Here is an 18,445-nt window from a genome sequence, read left to right as displayed (position 1 = left end):
CGTTAGCCCCCCTATGATGCAATTCCTTCTTCTATAATGGTATTGAATGCCTCTTGTAAATTTTCAATCCCTACACGACCTACAAACTCATAGAATGTTTCAGCTGGCAATTTATGCTCTTTAAAATAAGTTAAAAATGCCACCAGTACATTTGAAAGATCTTCTCCATCAATTTTCCCTTTTAATTTTTGATTATAGGCACCACCTTCAAGCAACGTTCCACCTACATATATTTCAAAGGCTTCAACAATCCCTTTTTCTTTCGTTTTAAGCTTTACACCTTGTAATCCAATATCTGCAATTTGCCGTTGCCCGCATGAATTCGGACAGCCTACCATATGGATTCGAACAGGAACATCTAATGCAAGTTGCGTATCTAAATAATCTGCAATTTGCCGTAACCTTTCTTTCGTTTCCACTAATGCTAGATTACAATATTCAATTCCCGTACATGATACAGCATAACCGATGAAAGATTTTGGACTTGCTGATATGGATTCAAACAATGGTTCTTTTAATAGACTTTCTACATTTTCTTCTGGTACATTTGGAATAATGAAGTTTTGTGAATTACATGTACGAATTTCTCCATTTCCATACTGCTTAGCAATTCTTGCAATTTCAAAGAACTCCTCCGAATGTAACCGCCCAACAGGCACATTAAAGCCTACATATGATAGATTTTCCTGCTTTTGTTTATGCACACCATAAAAATAACCGGCATTCCATCCTTTTAGAGCACTCTCTCCCTTTTCATATAAAGGGCCTGTATATTCTAGTAATGTTTCTTTAAATTTTTCCGGCCCCCAATCTGCTACTAAAAATTTCAAACGAGCCAAATGGCGTTTTTCACGATATCCAAAATCCCGAAAAATAGTCGCAATAGCAATCGCTACGTCCTTCACCTGCTGAGGGCGAATAAAGAGATCGAGTTCTTGTGCTAAATAAGGACGCGCTGATAATCCACCACCAACTCGCACATGAAACCCTTCGACTATATTTCCATCTATTTCTTTCCGCGCTGGTACAAAAGCTGCACAATTAATTTCAGCATTTGCTGCATTATATACATTAGCACTAATAGATATTTTAAATTTCCGTGGTAAATTCGAAAAATCCTCATTATGTTGAAAGAACTCGTATATGTCTTTTACAATTGGCGCTGTATCAAAGAGCTCATCACGATCAATACCAGCAAGCGGATTTCCGATAATATTTCTTGTAATATCTCCGCACGCTCCTGCTGTTGATAATCCTACGCTTTCTAAACGCTTAAAAATATCCGGTATTTGTTCAATTTGTAACCAATGAAATTGAATTGCCTGTCTTGTCGTAATATCGAGAACATCACGGCCATAGTCTTCTGCAATAGAAGCTAATACTTCCACTTGTTCATTCGTTAAAATACCAGAAGGGATATTAACACGCATCATAAAGTACCCTGCCTCTTTTGGACGTTGCAAGTATAACCCCGCCCATTTAAAGGAATCCCATTCTTCTTTCGGAATAGATGCGAAGCCGTTTTCAGCATAATACGGAATCTCTTTAAAAATCTCCAAACCATCTTTCTCTAGTTTCTTTTTCTCTGTCCTATTTAATTTCTCATTGCTTGCCCATACTTTTTCATAACTCATAATCTATCCCCCTATATGAAGCTACGTTCTTGTAAATAATGAATGATTTGTTCCGCACACTCTTCAATGGAATAACGGTTTGTTTCCACAGTTAATTCCGCTTTTTCCGGTTCTTCGTATGGAGAATCAATGCCCGTAAACAGCTTAATCTCCCCTTGTCTCGCTTTCTCATATAACCCTTTCGGATCTCGTTTCTCACACTCTTCGATTGGACATTTCACAAACACTTCGATAAATTCATCTTTCTCAAAAATAGCTCGCACTTGCTGGCGATCTGCTCGAAAAGGTGAGATAAAAGCTGTAAGCACAATCGTTCCTTGGTCAACAAATAATTTTGAAACCTCACCAATACGGCGAATATTTTCTGCGCGATCTCTTTCAGAAAAACTTAAATCTTTATTCAAACCGTACCGAATATTATCCCCATCCAATACATAATTCCCTATGTTTCTATCAAATAATTTTCTAGCAACTGCATTTGCTACCGTTGACTTTCCTGAAGCTGATAGCCCCGTAAACCAAATGACAAAACTATGGTGCCCATTCCTCTTTCTTCTCTCCTCTTTCGAAACAGAAGCTGTATGCCACGTAATATTTGTGTCCATGCTATTCTCTCCTTATTCTGTTACCGTGCTTTTTGTAAACCACGAATTAATACTTCAATGACTTCCTTCCGGCTAAACGTACTTGGCGGAACGTCACCATCCCTTAGCATTTCTCTTACTTTCGTCCCCGATAAAATGACATGATCTTCTTTTCCATGCGGACATGTTTTTGTTGAAGCCATCGCCTCGCATTTCTTGCAGTAAAAGCTATGTTCAAAAAAGAGTGGCGTAATTCCTAGCTCTTCTACTGTGAAAAGTTTAAAAATCTCCTGCGCTTCGTACGTACCATAATAATTTCCTACTCCAGCATGATCGCGTCCTACAATGAAATGCGTACATCCAAAGTTTCGCCTAACTAATGCATGAAATATTGCCTCCCTCGGTCCTGCATAACGCATTGCGGCAGGAAACACTCCTAAGAAAACACGATCGTTTGGATAATAATGTTTCAAAAGCACTTCATAACTTTCCATTCTTACATCCGCTGGAATATCATCTGATTTCGTTTCTCCAACAAGCGGATTCAAAAACAAACCATCTACAATTTCAAGTGCTGATTTTTGAATATACTCATGCGCTCGATGAACTGGATTTCTCGTTTGAAAACCGACGACTGTTTTCCAACCTCGCTTTTCAAAGATTTCACGCGTTTCACTTGGATCTAGATAATAAGAAGCAAACTTCTTATGCTCAACCCGCTTTACAATTGTAATTGCGCCTCCTACATACACATTTGCACGTTCATATAATTTTTTCACTCCTGGATGAGCATCTTCAGTCGTTTTATATACAAATAATGCCTCTTTTTCCTTATTTGGCGTGAAAATATCTTCTATTTGAATGACCCCATATGTGACGCCATCTTTTACGAGCAGAGCTTCTTCTCCTACCTGTAATTGTTCTGCTTTTTCTTCTGTTACTGGAAGTGTAATTGGAATACTCCATATACTTCCATCTGTTAATCGCATGGTTTCTACAACAGATTGATACTCTTCTTCTCCTAGAAAACCGATAAGCGGACTATATCCTCCTGTTGCAAGCAGTTCCAAGTCACTTAAAGCGATGCTGTCTAGTTCAATTTCTTGTACAATATTTGCTGTATCATATGTTTCATCAATACGATTTACTAAAAAATTTGTTGCAGTCATGTTTCTATACTCCTTCTTTTCTCTATTTCAGATCACTAAAAACTTCATTGGTCATGAAGTCCACATTCCGTTTTCACCGATCCAGCCCACCGGCCATCCCTTGAACTTCCATATTTGCCTACAGGTAATGTACATTTCTCACAACCTATACTTGGATAACCAACGTCATGTAATGGGTTGTATGGCAAATTATGTTTATACACATAACGCCACACTTCTTTCCATGTCCAATGAATAAGCGGACAAATTTTAATCGATTGAAAGCGATGATCTTGATTTATAAATTTTGTATGCTTCCTCGTCTCAGATTGTTCCCTTCTTAATCCTGAAATCCATGCATTTTTATTCGCTAACAATTCTTCAAGAGGTAAAATTTTCCGAAGCTTACAACAAAGATTAGGATTATGTTCCCATAAATCTTTTCCATACTTATCCTCTTGTTCTTCGAGCGTCAGTCCGGGTTGTTTCTCAATAATATTCAACTTTGGAAATCGTTGACGCACTCGCTCAATTAGCGCATACGTTTCGCAAAAATGAACATTTGTATCTAAAAAGACAACTTGAGCAAATGGATTTACTTCATTGATAAGATGTAAAAGAACCATCCCTTCTACCCCAAAGCTGCACGCATATACAATTTCATCATTATATTGTTTATACGCCCACTCTAATACAGCTAACGCCCCTTTCGTTTCATCTCTCTCAGAAAAAGACATACTGTCTTCTTCCCACGTTTCATATGTCAACATGTTTTTCCCCCTATAAAAAGCAAAAAGACGGTTTTAATCCAATAAAATAGATTAAAACCGCCTCTAGTTTTTCTAGTCAGCGCTTTTATTTCAAGCGTACCTTTTCACTTTTTTCTAATTGAATCACTTTTCCATCTTGCACAACAATTGTAACAGAACCATATTTCATATCAGCAAGCATCGCTTGAATCTTTTCAGCTACTTCATCAAAATGTCCACGCACTCCCACGAACAGTCCCCCTTTTTATTCATAAAAAAATCTTTTCCATTTCGAAAAGACTGTTCGGTAATATATGTTACCTTATCTTTCAAAATGGATGCCATTTTGCTGGACTTAGCACCTTGCTACTGCTATGAGCAGGTTGCTGAGCTTCATAGGGCCAGTTCCCTCCGCTTCTCTTGATAAGCTTTGTAATTCGTATTGTATCATAATTCTGATTTTTTTCAATCCTAGTTTTCCGATATATTTTATATTTTTTTATTTAAAAAAGGAATTGTTCCCTTTTGAACAACTCCTTTTTATTTTAAACGAGCTCTTTTATACGTATGCGATCGTTCCCAATTATATTTTCATACGACTCGCGCTCCACTACCACTTGAGATGTTCCATCTTTCGCAAATACAACGGCTGGCCTACGAATCCGATTATAATTATTTGCCATAGAATACCCGTATGCACCTGTACAAGACACCGCTAATAGATCTGAAGAGACTACTTGCGGAAGATAAACATCCCATATTAACATATCTCCGCTCTCACAACATTTCCCTGCAATTGAGACAACTTCTTCGTTTGCTACATTTGCACGGTTTGCAAGCATCGCTTCATAGCGTGCACCATATAATGCAGGCCTTAAATTATCTGTCATTCCCCCATCGACTGAAACATATTTACGAATACCAGGAATATTTTTTATTGCGCCTACTGTATAAATTGTTGTTCCTGCATCACCAACAATACTGCGACCAGGTTCAATCCATATTTCCGGAAGTGGATACTCACATGCTGTAAATCGCTCTCTTACCGCATCTGTTACAGCTTGCACATACGCCTCAAGAGTAAGTGGTGTATCCGATTCCGTATAACGAATACCAAATCCCCCCCCTACATTCAGCACCGAAATTGTATAACCTGTTTTTGTTTTTACTCCTTCTAAAAAATGATGTAATACTTCAATCGCACGAATAAAACCTGCTGTTTCAAAAATTTGCGAACCAATATGCGAATGTATACCTAACACATTATAATTTGTTTTTTCTAATGCACGTTCCATAGCGTGCAGTGCTTGCCCGTTTGAAACACCAAAACCAAATTTCGAATCATCTTGGCCTGTTGTAATATATTCATGTGTATGCGCCTCTACACCAGGTGTGACACGAATCAATATATTCACCATTTTTTTATACTGCTCCGCTAAATCATGTAATACTTCTAATTCAAAAAAGTTATCTACTACAAAACATCCAATATTTGCTTCTAGCGCCATTCTCATTTCTTCTTCTGTTTTATTATTCCCATGAAAATGAATGCGTGATGCTGGAAATCCTGCTTGTAAAGCGGTATATAACTCCCCGCCCGAAACAACATCTAAAGACATATTTTCCTCTAATGCTACTCGGCACATCTCCATGCACAAGAACGCTTTACTTGCATATGCTACTTGATAAGAGAACCCGCTTTTTTGAAAAGCATGGTGAAACGCACGACAATTTTCCCTAATTGCAGTTTCATCATATACATAAAGCGGTGTCCCATATCGTTTCGCCAACTGCGTTGTATCGCACCCTCCAATTTCTAAGTGTCCTTGTTCATTAATCCGGCTCGTGCCGTGTAAATACATGTAAATTCCTCCCTTATTTTCTCTAAAACTCATAACCCCAATCTTCTATTCATTGTCACGCTTTTAGATAAAGTAAAACTTTAATCAGTAGGAGTTCTTCCTCCCCTACTGATTGTGAGCCCTCACCAATCCCCCTTATTCTTCTCGAAATCTTAAGGCGGGGGAGAATTATGCAGGATAAAGAAAAAACGCGCGGAACAATGTTCACACGCGTTTCTTATTAGAAATTATACATATTGAAAAAATAAACAAGTTGTTATCTTCTCAAATAAGAAACCGCATCAACATCTCCAAATAGCTCTCCATAAAAATAAATCTTATGACAGTACTACATTTATTCAACATAGTCCCAATATATGAATAATGTGGTTATTCTTATATTTCGGCGACAGTCCCTTTCAGACTATAATCAACGATTCCACTCAATCTCCTATAGTTTACTCTTTCCTATCGCGGCCTCTACCTTTGAGAATAGATGAGGTAAGTCTATTTATTTGTCAAACATCTTATGTTGCTATTAACAATACCAAAGAGATAATTTATTTGTCAAACTATTTTTTACAATTTATTTTTGTATGATCTGATAAACGCTTTACCTCCACCTTTGTTACGTTCCACTCCCCTTCTTCATTATTAAAAGTGACGTTAACTTTCTCAAAAGGAGGCACTTTTTCTCCCCCTGTGCCTGGTTCATATTTCGTTACTTCAATGACTGCTTGAAATACATATGTACCGCTATAAAGTTTTTTTAAGCTAACGATTTTCGGGCAATCATACGGCTTTAATTTTCCATAATGCTTTTCCATTGCAGCGTTTATTTGTGGAAACAATACTGAGTAAAGAGCATCTTCCAGCAAAGGAGCATCGTATTGAGCCGCAGCTGATCTAGGAAAAGAACATACAATGCAGATACTACATAGTACGAAATAAATTATTTTTTTCATGATATCCTCCCATTCTCATGCAATGTTTGATTCCGTTCTTTGCATGATTGTCATTTCATTTTATTATCTCCCACTTCTCTTGTTCTAATCGATTCTCACAAAAAGCATCCACAATTCTTTTCTCTTCTCGTATAATGGTACACATAGTACAATAATCATAACCATATAAGGCTGTTCGTATATATAAAGTGAAGCTTCTACTTAGCAAAGTACAATTACAAGAACTGTCATAAACATAGGAAAGGAGTATACTATATGCTGCAACACTTGTTTCCAAAATTACGATTTGCGCTTGTCGCAGTCGTTTTATTATGGATAAAAACATATATTGTGTACAAGCTAGCTTTCGATATTAAAATTGATAATTTCTTTGAAGAAATCATGCTCTTGTTCAACCCGCTAGCTTCTTTACTATTATTCTTTGGGTTTGCACTGCTTGCATCGAAATATCGAAATCGACTTATTATTGGAATCAGCTTTATTTTTTCCTTTATTTTATTTGGGAATGCAATGTTTTACGGGTTTTATAATGATTTTGTTACATTTCCTGTTTTATTCCAAACGAATAATATGGCTGATTTAGGAACAAGTATTAAAGAACTCTTTACGTATAAAACATTACTTTTATTTGCAGATGTAATCATCTTAATGTTTCTTTCACGTAAGTTTCCGAAGTTTTGCAATACAACACCGTTATCAAAAACAGAAAAGAGAACCTTTTTCGGTAGTATTACAGCTTTATTAGCATTACAGCTCATTGTATCTATCATTTATAAACCACAGTTGTTCTCAAGATCTTTTGATCGACAAACAGTCGTTAAAAATTTAGGATTATACACATATCATGTATTTGATATTACACTTCAATCGAAAAATTCTGCCGAGCGTGTATTTGCGAGCGGAGATGGCTTTTCTGAAATTAAAAACTATGTAGACACAAAAGATGCAGGATTTGATAAAGAATTGTTCGGTATCGCAAAAGGAAAAAATGTCATTTTAATTTCCATGGAGTCTACGCAAAATTTTGTTATTAACAAAAAAATTAACGGGAAAGAAATTACTCCGTTTTTAAATCGTTTCATCACAGATAGTTACTATTTTGATAACTTTTATCATCAAACTGGACAAGGTAAAACATCGGATGCAGAATTTATCGTTGAGAATTCACTTTATCCATTAGATCGTGGTTCTGTCTTCTTTACTCATGCGACAAATGAGTATACAGCAACTCCAGAACAACTAAAAAAATATGGTTATTATTCTGCTGTCTTCCATTCAAATGATAAAACATTTTGGAATCGTGACATCATGTATCCAGCGCTTGGATACGATCGTTATTTTCATTTAAATGATTATGTAGGAACGGAACAAATGTCTGTCGGTTGGGGATTAAAAGATAAGGAATTCTTTGAACAATCTATTTCAAAGTTAAAATCTTTACCGCAGCCTTTTTATACGAAATTTATTACTCTTACAAATCATTTTCCGTTTCTTTTAAATCCAGAAGACCAATATATTAGTGAATATCATTCTGAAAGCGGTGTTCTCAATCGTTATTTCCCAACCGTTCGTTATACGGATGAAGCTATTAAACTATTTATTAATCGTTTAAAAGAAGAAGGACTATATGATAATTCTATTATTGTCATTTATGGAGATCATTATGGCATTTCAGAAAATCATAATGCAGCAATGGCTCATTTCCTTGGAAGGGATGCTATCACACCTTTTGATTCTATGCAATTGCAACGTGTCCCACTCATTATTCATATACCAGGCCAAAAAGGAAAAGTAATTTCTAAAGTTTCAGGTCAGATTGATTTAAAACCAACTTTACTACATTTACTTGGTATAAAAACAAAGAAATCAATCGAATTTGGTACCGATTTATTTCTAAACAACACAAATCCACTTATGATTATGCGGGACGGTAGTTTTGTAACAAATGACTACATTTATACAAAAAATATATGCTACAAAAAAAGCACTGGTGAACCGACTGATCTCTCATTTTGTCAGCCATATCTTGAAAAAGCAAAAACAGAATTAAATTACTCAGATAAGATCATTTATGGTGACTTACTACGCTTTGATTCTAATAATCAATATAAAACAGGAACTATGACGACACAATTTGAATAACTTTGGAAAAGTGCTTAGTTTTGCCCATGCTAAAACAAAAACGGCATGGGCTTTTCTGTTTCATTGCTGGAACGGATGAAACAGTCATATATATATAGAAAATTCCCTCTTTTTAACAACATCATTTTATAATATAATGTTTCATATATTTTGTTGTAAAACCTTTCACAATTTGAGAATTTTTTTCGTATGAGAAAGAAATTTATGGTATGATAAAATGAGTAAACTTTCATACACTAATTAAGAATTTATAACAGAAAGCAAGGGATCATATTTTGTATAGGGCAGCAATTCCAAACTTATTTACGCTCGGAAATTTATATAGTGGATTTTTGTCAATCGGCTATGCATCTTTAGGTTATTATAAATCAGCTGCTATTTTAGTACTCATCGGGATGATGCTAGATAGTCTTGATGGTCGAATTGCTCGTTTATTACGTGTCGATTCACAACTCGGAAAAGAACTTGATTCATTAGCAGATGTTGTGACATTTGGGGCTGCACCTGCTGTTTTAATGTACTATACATCTTTTTCAAATTATGGGATTATCGGACTATACATAGCTGGGCTATTTCCTCTTTTCGGAGCATATCGTTTAGCTCGATTTAACGTGACACCATCATCTACCTCTATGAAGTATTTCACTGGTGTTCCAATTACTGCTGCGGGAGGACTTGTTGCTTTCTTAACATTGTTCTCGCATACCATTCCTAAAATTGTTCTTATTACAGTATTTGTAACGTTTGCATTTTTAATGGTGAGCCGCATTCGTATCCCAAGTCTTAAAGATGTACCAATTCCGCGCTATAGTATCATTATTACATTATTTTTAATTGGTATTATTTATACAATGTATAAAACAAGCTTTGGTAATATTTCTGTTTTTCTATTTATTGCCATCCCTCTTTATATTTTGTATATGTTATCCCAATTTATTCGACAGAGACCGTCTCATAAAAAAAAAGCTAACAAAACAAAATAAGAGAAGTCTTCCTCATTGAGGAAGACTTCTCTTATTTTGTTACCAATATTTTTGAATTTACAGGTGTTAGTGCTTCTTCTCCTTTTAATACAGCTAAAATATTTCGCACTGTCATTTCCGCCATAGCGTCTCTTGTTTCAAATGTTGCATTTCCAACATGAGGAGTAAGAACAACGTTTTTTAGTCCTTTTAATTGCTCTGTAATTTTCGGTTCAAATTCAAATACATCAAGAGCTGCTCCTTCAATCTCATTTCTTTCTAATGCATGAACAAGCGCTAACTCATTTATAATTGGACCTCGAGCTGCATTAATAAGATACGCCGTTTTTTTCATCATTTTAAATTGTTCTTCATCTATCATGTGGTGCAAACTTTTGTTATACGAACAGTTAATTGTAATAAAGTCTGCTGTTTGTAATAATTGTTCTAGCGATACATATGTAGCATCTAATTCTCGCTCAGCTTCTTGTTTTCGATTTGGTCCTGTATAAAGCACATTCATGCCAAATGCTTTTGCGCGTTTCGCAACCGCTTTTCCAATTTCTCCAAGACCGATAATTCCAATTGTTTTCCCATATACTTCTCTTCCGAGAAAGAATAGTGGAGCCCAGCCATTAAATCCTGTTGTACGGCATAACGTATCACCTTCTGGAATTCTTCTTGCTGCTGCTAGTAAAAGTGCAAATGTTAATTCTGCTGTCGCTTCTGTAGACACTTTCGGCGTGTTCGTAACAAGAATCCCCTTTTCCGCTGCATATTCATAAGCGATATTGTCGTATCCAGCACCGTAGTTTGCTACAATTTTTAAATTCGGCGCTGCATCAATGACCTCTTTTGTCACTTTCGTAGACAACAAACTTAATAAAGCATCTTTATCTTGGACACGCTTTGTTAATTCCTGGGCAGAGATTAATTCTTCTCCATCATACATTTCTACATCATGTTCTTTTAATAATTGTAATCCGATTTCTGGAACTTTACCTGCTACTAATATTTTTGCCAAAATAAGCACCTCTTCTATTTCAAAAATGAACACTTCTTCATTTATTGTAAAAAATATATATGAAAAAAGCCAAGAAATTTGATTATCGTTTAGAACATCGACACTTTTTCAAAGAAAAGAGGAGACGAATCGTTCTCCTCTTTTTTTACTGTGCTTCATTTGATTGTTTCTGAAGTTTCGCATCGATTGTTCCTTCAGCTACCGTATCGCTAATTTGTTCTTGAATAACAGAATCAACTTCTTCATTTGTTTGAGAAGTATAGCTTTCATTCATACCTTTTATCTTTTGATTTTGTTGTTTTGGCATAAAAAACCCTCCTTTTCATTCTTTTATAGTGTGAACAAAAAGAGAGGTTTTCATCACAAAATCATTTTTTATTCAAGCTGTTTTACTGCTCTTCGATTCACTTCATCACTCTTACTCGCTTCTGAAATGTCGCCATCCCCGCACCGTCCTAAATCATTTGGATAGTGTGCACCTGATGAAATTGCGATCGTCACTTGTTGCTACATTAAAATTTATAAAGTGAAACTTTAATCAGTGGGGGCTTTCTTCATCCCCCCACTGATTATGAGCCCTAAAATAGCGAGATAAATAAAGGGGAGAGGTGATAATCAACTGTCATGTATTTCCCTTCCTCCCTACAATGTATCAATCTCTTTCCGCTCTTCTGTCTTTGATATCTTCCCTGTTCTTTCTCTCACTTCTTTTTCAATTTCTTCTAATGAAATATTTTTTGCTACTAATAAAACGAAACAGTGATACAATACATCCACCATCTCTTTAACAATCTCTTCTTTATTATCGTTTTTCGCAGCAATGACAACTTCCGTACATTCCTCTCCTATTTTCTTTAAAATTTTGTCTGCTCCTTTTGTTAATAAATAATTTGTATATGAACCCTGCAGCGGGCTTTGTTTTCGATTTTCAATCGTTTCAAATAATGATTTTAGTACTTTCTCCATGTTCAAATCTCCCTAGATTATTTTATGATGAAAACATGTTTTTTCACCTGTATGGCAGGCCACTCCTACTTGATTCACTGTTATCACAATAGCATCTTGATCACAATCTAAATAAAGTGATTTCACATGTTGTACATGGCCCGATGTTGCTCCTTTATTCCAAAGTGTTTGCCGCGAACGGGAATAAAACCATGTTTTTTTTGTTTTTAACGTCTTTTCATATGCCTCTTCATTCATATAAGCTAGCATTAAAACTTCTTTTGTCTCCTCATTTATAACAATAGCAGGTAATAATCCTTTAGAAAAATTAGGTCTCATATTCTCACCTCAATACCTGCATATTGTAATTTTTGTTTTACTTCCTGTACTGTGCATTCTCCATAATGAAAAATGGATGCTGCTAGCGCTGCATTTACAGATGTATGCGCAAATACTTCAACAATATGATTAGCACTTCCACATCCACCTGAAGCAATAACAGGTATGGAGACATTTGCAGAAATGATGTCTGTTAAACGAAGATTATACCCATCTTTCGTTCCATCGGCATCCATGCTTGTTAATAAAATTTCCCCTGCCCCAAGTTCAGCCACTTGTTTCGCCCAATGAACCGCATCAATTCCTGTATCCGTTCTTCCACCGTTTACATATACGTGCCATTTGTCTTCTTCTACTTTTCTTGCATCAATTGCGACGACAATACATTGGGAACCAAAGTGCTCTGCTCCTTCTTGAATGAATAATGGATTTTTCACAGCGGCTGAATTCAGTGAAACTTTATCAGCACCTGCTCTTAACAATGTATATATATCTTTAACTGTAGAAATACCGCCTCCAACTGTTAATGGAATAAACACTTTCGAAGCTGTTTTTTCAACAACATCCACAATTGTTTTTCTCTCTTCATATGTGGCTGTAATATCTAAAAAAACAATTTCATCTGCACCCGCTTGATTATACAAAGCAGCTATTTCAACAGGGTCTCCTATATCTTGTAATCCGATAAAATTGACTCCCTTCACAACGCGGCCCGCTTTCACATCTAAGCAGGGAATAATTCGCTTTGCTAACATGACTTTGTCACCCGCAATACTTCTTGTAGATCCATTGTTTTTTCGTACAGCGCTTTTCCAATAATCACACCGTACATATTCATTGCCTGTAATTGTTCTACATCTTGCAATGAAGAAATGCCGCCTGAAGCGATAATACGAAGCGATACTTCTTCTTGTAACAATTGCAGTTGCGCAAAATTGGGGCCCATAAGCGTTCCATCTTTCGAAATATCAGTAAAAATAATTGTTTGTACGCCTACTGCTTCCATTTGTTTCGCGAGTTCAATGTAAGAAATTTCCGACATATCAAGCCATCCTCTTGTCGCCACATAGCCATTTTTGGCATCAATTCCAACAATAATCTTCTCTCCATATAGACGAATTACTTCTTCTAAAAATGAGCGATTATGCAAAGCAGCTGTTCCTAAAATCACTTTTTCTACCCCTATTGATAGCAACATTTCAACAGCTGAAAGCGATCGAATCCCCCCGCCAGCTTGCACCGAAATCCGAACAGCTTTACATATATCTTCAATGGTAGATAAGTTTGCTGATTTTCCCAAGACTGCACCATCTAAGTCAACAATATGTAGCCTGTTCGCTCCCATTTTTTCAAATATCATCGCTTGTGCAACTGGATGTTCATTCACAACTGTTTCTTTGTTGAACTCTCCTTGATAAAGCCGAACACATCGTCCTTCTTTTAAATCGATAGCTGGGAGGATTTCCATTGTTTCACCACTCCTTTGAAATTTGCAAGCATTTGTATTCCGATTTCCCCACTCTTTTCAGGATGAAATTGCGCTCCAAATATATTTCCTTTTGCAACAAGCCCTGGAACAGAAATTCCATATTCACTCGTACCACAAATCATATCATTTGGACATTCAGCATAATAAGAATGAACATAATACACAAACGAACCATCTGCTACTCTATTCCAAATTGGCATTTCTTTCGTTTTTGTTAACCGATTCCATCCCATATGCGGAATTTTATACGGAACTTGTAGCTTACGAACTACCCCTGGTAACAAACCTAGACCATTGGAACTTTTCATTTCTTCACTCTTTTCAAACAGTAACTGCATTCCTAAACAAATGCCAAGAAGCGGTTTTCCTGTCTTTCCGCATTCTTGTAATACAGTTACTAGTTTTTTTGCCTCTAAAGCTTCCATTGCTTTCGGAAACGCACCTACACCCGGTAAAATAACACCATCGCTTTTTACAATTTCTCGTTGACGATCCGTCACAAGATGTTCCACTCCAATAGATGTTAATGCTTGTTCTATACTCCGAATATTTCCCATGCCATAGTCTATAATTGCAATCAATCACAACATTCCTTTCGTAGAATTGATTCCGACAATCTTTTCATTTTTATCTACAGCTTCTCGAAGCGCACGTCCAAATGCTTTAAATAAAGCTTCTATTTTGTGATGTGTATTGTTTCCATATAAAATGCGTGCATGTAATGTTATATGAGCTGCGTGGGCAACTGCTCGGAAAAATTCCTCTGTAAGTTCTGTATCAAAATCTCCTAACTTTGGATTTACTAGTTCTCCTTGAAATACAAGATAAGACCTACCGCTTATATCAATTGCAACAAACCCTAATGCCTCATCCATCGGCACATATGCTGCACCATAACGGTTCATTCCCTCTTTATTTTGCAAAACTTCTCTCAAGCAATTCCCAAGTACAATACCAACATCTTCCACAGTGTGATGTGCATCAACAAACATATCGCCTACTGCTTCAATTTGCAGTCCAAATCTTCCATGTTTTGCAAACAACGTTAACATATGATCAAAAAATCCAACACCAGTTCGAATAGAAATATTTTCACTTTCATCCAACTGTAAATGCAGTTTAATTTTCGTTTCTGTTGTTCGTCTCTCTTGGCTTGCCCGGCGCATCATTTCTCCTCCTCAAATCGAATTTGAATAGCTCTTGTATGTGCATGCAATCCTTCTTTATTAGCAAGACTGATAATATGATGCTGTACATCTTTTAATGCCGCTTTCGTATAAGAAATAAAACTAGATTTTTTAATAAAATCATCTACTGATAACGGTGAAAAAAAGCGTGCTGTTCCACTCGTTGGCAACACATGATTCGGTCCTGCGAAATAATCTCCAAGCGGCTCTGGGGCATAGGGGCCAAGAAAAATAGAACCCGCATGCCGAATATATGGTAAAGCATTCATCGGTTCTTTTATATGTAACTCTAAATGTTCTGGGGCTATTTCATTTGACAGTTGAAAAGCTTCTGTCAACGAAGAAACAATAAGGATTGCTCCATTTCTCTCTATCGCTTCACGAGCAATTTCACTTCTTGGCAACATTGGCAGTTGCACGTTTACCTCTCTTTCTATTTCTGACGCTAATATTGCGCTTGTTGTAATACAAATCGCAGTTGCTCTCGTATCATGCTCTGCTTGAGATAATAAATCTGCTGCAATAAACGATGCTTTCCCCGTTTCATCAGCAATTACTACAATTTCGGAAGGGCCGGCAATCATATCAATATCGACTATTCCGTATACCTCTTTCTTTGCTAAAGCCACATATATATTTCCTGGTCCAACTATTTTATCAACTTTTGGAATCGATTCCGTTCCATATGCTAAAGCAGCAATTGCTTGCGCACCGCCCACCGTATAGATTTCATCTACACCTGCAATTTGTGCGGCAACTAAAATGTAGGGGTCTACTCCCTTTCTCCCTGGTGGTGTTACCATAACAACCTTTTGAACACCTGCAATTTTAGCCGGCAATGTATTCATAAGTACCGAGGAAGGATATGAAGCTGTTCCGCCTGGTACATATACACCGACTATTTCTAATGGTCTGATGAGTTGACCCTGAATAATTCCCTTCGCCTCATAATCACATATCGATTGCCTTTTTTGCTTTTCATGATAGGATATGATATTTTTCTTTGCCTCTTGTAAAGCCTCTATAAATTCAGATGAAACAGATTTCTGTGCATTCTCTATTTCTTCTTTTGATACACGAAACTGTGTTAATTGGATATCATCAAATAATTTTGTATATGAAAATAGTGCTGTATCTCTTTTCTCTCTTACTTTTTGAACGATTTCCTTCACACGTATTTGCATCGTTTCTTCCATTATATAGGTGTGCTCTCTTAACAACTTTATTTTCGATAATCCTTCTATAAAGTTCTTACAAATCATATGACCCCTCCTTTATTTTTTAGAAACGATACACTCTATTTTATTTATAATGTTGAATATTTCGTCTTTTTTCATTTTTAAAGCAGCTTTATTTACAATCATTCGCGCTGATATTGGATACATCTCTTCCAATACAATTAAGCCATTTTCTTGCAACGTTTTCCCTGTTTCTACAATATCTACAATTGCATCTACTAAACCAAGAAGCGGAGCAATTTCTACAGAGCCTTCAATTTTAATGATCTCTACATCTTCGCCTTTATCACAAAAATATCTTGAAGTAATAGACGGGTATTTCGTCGCAATTCTCTTTTTTCTATACTTTTTCGGGTCATATGCAGGAATAGATGCAATACACAATTTGCAACATCCGACCTGTAAATCTATCATTTCATATACATCTTTCTCATACTCCATTAAAATATCTTTTCCTACAATCCCTATATCTGCAACTCCATGTTCTACATAGGTTGCAACATCAACCGCCTTCACTAAAATAAATGAAACATTTGAATTGTTACTTTTGAAAGTAAGCTTCCTTCCCTTATCCATCATCTCTGAACAATCCATACCGATTTGTTCAAATAGTGGTATAACATGCTTTTCAAGCCTTCCTTTTGTTAATGCAATTTGAACGTTACGCATGTAGTTTCTCCCTCCTTCTTCCTAAGCCATTTATCTTTCCAAGCATATTCCACTAGTGATGTTTCTGTCACTTCAATAACTGTTTGAATGCTCTTCTTTCTAGCAAAGTGAAAAGTATCTTGTAAACTTTCAAATAAAGAAACTTCCACTTTCCAACCATCTTTTTTTTAGTAAATACCATAGTTTTTCTGCTTCTGCTAATTGCCCCAAAGTATAATGGATCATCATATCTAATTGTTTTTGCTTTACAGATTCTTGTTGTTCCTGCAAAATTTTCACAATTTGATTAACTTGCATAGCGAGGCCAACTGCTGACATCGATTCACCAAAATGTTCAATTAAGTCATCATACCTTCCGCCACTAACAATTTCTTCTCCCACTTCACATACATATCCTTTAAAAATAACACCTGTATAATAGTGTAAATGTTGAATCATTCCTAAATCGATTGATATATAGGATTCATATCCTAATTTTTTAATCATTTCATAAATTGCTTTTACACGTGCAATTGCATCTTTCATTTCCTTATTAGAAGCATGTTTTTCCGCTTCCTCAAGTACTTCAAGCTTACCAAATAGCCTTGGTAATCTTTCAAGTAACTGCACTGTTTCATCACTGCGATCTAAATTTTTCTCTTTGATAAAACGCGAGAGTGCTACGTAATTTTTACTTTCAATATATGTGCGCAGTACTCTTTCATCTTCTTCATGAAATGACAGCTTTTTCACGATACATTTATAGAGATGAACCTGCCCGAGTTCAATTGTAAAAGAATGTACCCCCACCGCTTTCAGCGCTTGAATTGCACTAACAACACATTCAATTTCAGCTCGTACATTATCAATCCCAATAATTTCAATTCCAGTTTGAATCATTTCATTATATTTACCAGAGAGTGATTTATGTGCTCGAAATATGTTTCCACTATACGTGACTTTCATTGGAGAATCTCCGCCCTGCATTCCAATTACTCTTGCTAACGGAATGGTCATATCTGGTCGCAACACAATAATACGCCCCTGCTCATCAAAAAATTTATACATTTTCTCCTCATCAATCGGACGGTTTTGAACAGAAAATACATCATAAAATTCAATTGTAGGTGTTCGAATTTCGTCATATCCTCTTTCTAAAAACATTCGTCTTAACTTTTGTTCTGTTTCTTCAATTAATGTGCATTCTTCAAATAAATAATCTCTCGTTCCATTTGGTTTTGTACGTCTCCACTTCGTCATGTAAACTCCCCCTTTCTTTTTATGTATATGCTCACCATAACAATCACAAACAAAAGAAAAAGAGCCTTTGTAGAAAAAATACCTACAAGGCTCTTTTTATAGAGTGTAGGTACAACAGGAATAACCCTTGTACCTACACGTTTTTCACGCTAGGAGCAAGGGTTTTATGGATGATGGTGTAGTTTTGTAAGCATATTTATACACTTCATTGCAAACATAATCCTTACTCCTTTCCTCCGCTTATTTTCACACATTATATAACAAACTATTCAGAAAGTAAATACAATTAT

20 protein-coding genes, 1 pseudogene and 2 riboswitches are annotated in these 18,445 nt (G+C 36.0%); of the genes and pseudogenes, 2 read left to right on the top strand and 19 right to left on the bottom strand.

Annotated features, from left to right (window positions below; genetic code table 11):
- Nucleotides 1-11: 11 nt before the first annotated feature.
- The 7 genes from BCER98_RS06175 to BCER98_RS06150 all read right to left on the bottom strand — a co-directional run bounded on the left by BCER98_RS06175 (nt 12) and on the right by BCER98_RS06150 (nt 6,921).
- Complete coding sequence (locus BCER98_RS06175) at nt 12-1,634, bottom strand: nitrite/sulfite reductase (protein WP_011984224.1); 1,623 nt, start codon at nt 1,632-1,634, stop codon at nt 12-14.
- A gap of 11 nt (nt 1,635-1,645) precedes the next feature.
- Nucleotides 1,646-2,239 carry an adenylyl-sulfate kinase gene (gene cysC, locus BCER98_RS06170; protein WP_011984223.1) on the bottom strand — a complete coding sequence of 198 codons (594 nt, stop codon included), beginning with the start codon at nt 2,237-2,239 and terminating at the stop codon, nt 1,646-1,648.
- Nucleotides 2,240-2,259: 20 nt separating this feature from the next.
- Complete coding sequence (sat, locus tag BCER98_RS06165; RefSeq protein ID WP_011984222.1) at nt 2,260-3,387, bottom strand: sulfate adenylyltransferase; 1,128 nt, start codon at nt 3,385-3,387, stop codon at nt 2,260-2,262.
- A 44-nt stretch (nt 3,388-3,431) separates the two neighbouring features.
- On the bottom strand, nt 3,432-4,136 hold the full coding sequence (locus tag BCER98_RS06160; protein WP_011984221.1) for a phosphoadenylyl-sulfate reductase: 705 nt from the start codon (nt 4,134-4,136) through the stop codon (nt 3,432-3,434).
- A gap of 85 nt (nt 4,137-4,221) precedes the next feature.
- On the bottom strand, nt 4,222-4,365 hold the full coding sequence (locus BCER98_RS20735) for a YezD family protein (RefSeq protein ID WP_011984220.1): 144 nt from the start codon (nt 4,363-4,365) through the stop codon (nt 4,222-4,224).
- 69 nt (nt 4,366-4,434) lie between these two features.
- Nucleotides 4,435-4,545, bottom strand: a riboswitch (SAM riboswitch).
- Nucleotides 4,546-4,660: 115 nt separating this feature from the next.
- Nucleotides 4,661-5,977 (bottom strand): diaminopimelate decarboxylase, encoded by a 1,317-nt coding sequence (gene lysA, locus BCER98_RS06155; RefSeq protein WP_011984219.1) that lies wholly within the window; start codon nt 5,975-5,977, stop codon nt 4,661-4,663.
- A 287-nt stretch (nt 5,978-6,264) separates the two neighbouring features.
- Nucleotides 6,265-6,447: riboswitch (Lysine riboswitch) on the bottom strand.
- Between the two features lie 81 nt (nt 6,448-6,528).
- Nucleotides 6,529-6,921 carry a DUF3888 domain-containing protein gene (locus tag BCER98_RS06150; RefSeq protein ID WP_011984218.1) on the bottom strand — a complete coding sequence of 131 codons (393 nt, stop codon included), beginning with the start codon at nt 6,919-6,921 and terminating at the stop codon, nt 6,529-6,531.
- Nucleotides 6,922-7,176: 255 nt separating this feature from the next.
- Between BCER98_RS06150 and BCER98_RS06145 the strand changes: the two genes are divergently transcribed.
- Complete coding sequence (locus tag BCER98_RS06145; protein WP_011984217.1) at nt 7,177-9,063, top strand: LTA synthase family protein; 1,887 nt, start codon at nt 7,177-7,179, stop codon at nt 9,061-9,063.
- Between the two features lie 275 nt (nt 9,064-9,338).
- Nucleotides 9,339-10,046, top strand: a complete 708-nt coding sequence (gene pssA, locus BCER98_RS06140) for a CDP-diacylglycerol--serine O-phosphatidyltransferase (protein WP_011984216.1) — start codon at nt 9,339-9,341, stop codon at nt 10,044-10,046.
- 31 nt (nt 10,047-10,077) lie between these two features.
- On the opposite strand, the gene BCER98_RS06135 is transcribed toward pssA, so the two are convergent.
- From BCER98_RS06135 to hisZ, 12 genes and pseudogenes are all read right to left on the bottom strand, one after another.
- On the bottom strand, nt 10,078-11,049 hold the full coding sequence (locus tag BCER98_RS06135) for an NAD(P)-dependent oxidoreductase (protein ID WP_011984215.1): 972 nt from the start codon (nt 11,047-11,049) through the stop codon (nt 10,078-10,080).
- Nucleotides 11,050-11,194: 145 nt separating this feature from the next.
- Nucleotides 11,195-11,356 carry a DUF4025 domain-containing protein gene (locus BCER98_RS20730; RefSeq protein ID WP_011984214.1) on the bottom strand — a complete coding sequence of 54 codons (162 nt, stop codon included), beginning with the start codon at nt 11,354-11,356 and terminating at the stop codon, nt 11,195-11,197.
- Nucleotides 11,357-11,424: 68 nt separating this feature from the next.
- On the bottom strand, nt 11,425-11,550 hold the full coding sequence (locus BCER98_RS23350) for a hypothetical protein (RefSeq protein ID WP_255815432.1): 126 nt from the start codon (nt 11,548-11,550) through the stop codon (nt 11,425-11,427).
- A gap of 141 nt (nt 11,551-11,691) precedes the next feature.
- A complete protein-coding gene (hisE, locus tag BCER98_RS06130; protein WP_011984213.1) occupies nt 11,692-12,015 on the bottom strand; it encodes a phosphoribosyl-ATP diphosphatase in 324 nt (107 codons plus the stop codon).
- Between the two features lie 12 nt (nt 12,016-12,027).
- Nucleotides 12,028-12,333 carry a phosphoribosyl-AMP cyclohydrolase gene (gene hisI, locus BCER98_RS06125; protein WP_011984212.1) on the bottom strand — a complete coding sequence of 102 codons (306 nt, stop codon included), beginning with the start codon at nt 12,331-12,333 and terminating at the stop codon, nt 12,028-12,030.
- Nucleotides 12,330-13,088, bottom strand: a complete 759-nt coding sequence (hisF, locus tag BCER98_RS06120) for an imidazole glycerol phosphate synthase subunit HisF (RefSeq protein ID WP_011984211.1) — start codon at nt 13,086-13,088, stop codon at nt 12,330-12,332. The genes hisI and hisF overlap by 4 nt, the downstream gene beginning before the upstream one ends.
- Nucleotides 13,082-13,801: a 1-(5-phosphoribosyl)-5-[(5-phosphoribosylamino)methylideneamino]imidazole-4-carboxamide isomerase gene (gene hisA, locus BCER98_RS06115; protein WP_011984210.1), complete on the bottom strand. Its 720-nt coding sequence runs from the start codon at nt 13,799-13,801 to the stop codon at nt 13,082-13,084. Before hisA ends, hisF begins: the two co-directional genes overlap by 7 nt.
- A complete protein-coding gene (hisH, locus tag BCER98_RS06110) occupies nt 13,774-14,403 on the bottom strand; it encodes an imidazole glycerol phosphate synthase subunit HisH (RefSeq protein ID WP_011984209.1) in 630 nt (209 codons plus the stop codon). Before hisH ends, hisA begins: the two co-directional genes overlap by 28 nt.
- A complete protein-coding gene (gene hisB / locus BCER98_RS06105) occupies nt 14,404-14,988 on the bottom strand; it encodes an imidazoleglycerol-phosphate dehydratase HisB (protein WP_041809565.1) in 585 nt (194 codons plus the stop codon). It lies immediately after the preceding gene.
- The gene (gene hisD / locus BCER98_RS06100; protein ID WP_011984207.1) at nt 14,988-16,271 is read right to left on the bottom strand and encodes a histidinol dehydrogenase; all 1,284 of its coding nucleotides are present in this window, start codon (nt 16,269-16,271) and stop codon (nt 14,988-14,990) included. The genes hisB and hisD overlap by 1 nt, the downstream gene beginning before the upstream one ends.
- Before the next feature lie 12 nt (nt 16,272-16,283).
- Nucleotides 16,284-16,916 (bottom strand): ATP phosphoribosyltransferase, encoded by a 633-nt coding sequence (gene hisG / locus BCER98_RS06095; RefSeq protein ID WP_011984206.1) that lies wholly within the window; start codon nt 16,914-16,916, stop codon nt 16,284-16,286.
- A pseudogene (hisZ, locus tag BCER98_RS06090) lies at nt 16,892-18,155 on the bottom strand (ATP phosphoribosyltransferase regulatory subunit). Before hisZ ends, hisG begins: the two are co-directional and overlap by 25 nt.
- Nucleotides 18,156-18,445: the final 290 nt, after the last annotated feature.

It is taken from the genome of Bacillus cytotoxicus NVH 391-98 (genome assembly GCF_000017425.1).
Classification (GTDB): Bacteria; Bacillota; Bacilli; order Bacillales; family Bacillaceae_G; genus Bacillus_A; species Bacillus_A cytotoxicus.
Note: the sequence above shows the minus strand (reverse complement) of the source record. Positions and strands in the feature narration are given on the sequence as shown.

Bases quoted from the DNA above. Each gene is read 5' to 3' on its own strand.
- BCER98_RS06175 (WP_011984224.1), bottom strand. From the start codon at position 1,634: ATGAGTTATGAAAAAGTATGGGCAAGCAATGAGAAATTAAATAGGACA.
- hisF (WP_011984211.1), bottom strand. From the start codon at position 13,088: ATGTTAGCAAAGCGAATTATTCCCTGCTTAGATGTGAAAGCGGGCCGC.
- hisI (WP_011984212.1), bottom strand. From the start codon at position 12,333: ATGAGACCTAATTTTTCTAAAGGATTATTACCTGCTATTGTTATAAAT.
- cysC (WP_011984223.1), bottom strand. From the start codon at position 2,239: ATGGACACAAATATTACGTGGCATACAGCTTCTGTTTCGAAAGAGGAG.
- hisA (WP_011984210.1), bottom strand. From the start codon at position 13,801: ATGGAAATCCTCCCAGCTATCGATTTAAAAGAAGGACGATGTGTTCGG.
- lysA (WP_011984219.1), bottom strand. From the start codon at position 5,977: ATGTATTTACACGGCACGAGCCGGATTAATGAACAAGGACACTTAGAA.
- hisG (WP_011984206.1), bottom strand. From the start codon at position 16,916: ATGCGTAACGTTCAAATTGCATTAACAAAAGGAAGGCTTGAAAAGCAT.
- hisB (WP_041809565.1), bottom strand. From the start codon at position 14,988: ATGCGCCGGGCAAGCCAAGAGAGACGAACAACAGAAACGAAAATTAAA.
- BCER98_RS20730 (WP_011984214.1), bottom strand. From the start codon at position 11,356: ATGCCAAAACAACAAAATCAAAAGATAAAAGGTATGAATGAAAGCTAT.
- BCER98_RS06150 (WP_011984218.1), bottom strand. From the start codon at position 6,921: ATGAAAAAAATAATTTATTTCGTACTATGTAGTATCTGCATTGTATGT.
- sat (WP_011984222.1), bottom strand. From the start codon at position 3,387: ATGACTGCAACAAATTTTTTAGTAAATCGTATTGATGAAACATATGAT.
- hisD (WP_011984207.1), bottom strand. From the start codon at position 16,271: ATGATTTGTAAGAACTTTATAGAAGGATTATCGAAAATAAAGTTGTTA.
- BCER98_RS06145 (WP_011984217.1), top strand. From the start codon at position 7,177: ATGCTGCAACACTTGTTTCCAAAATTACGATTTGCGCTTGTCGCAGTC.
- hisE (WP_011984213.1), bottom strand. From the start codon at position 12,015: ATGGAGAAAGTACTAAAATCATTATTTGAAACGATTGAAAATCGAAAA.
- BCER98_RS06160 (WP_011984221.1), bottom strand. From the start codon at position 4,136: ATGTTGACATATGAAACGTGGGAAGAAGACAGTATGTCTTTTTCTGAG.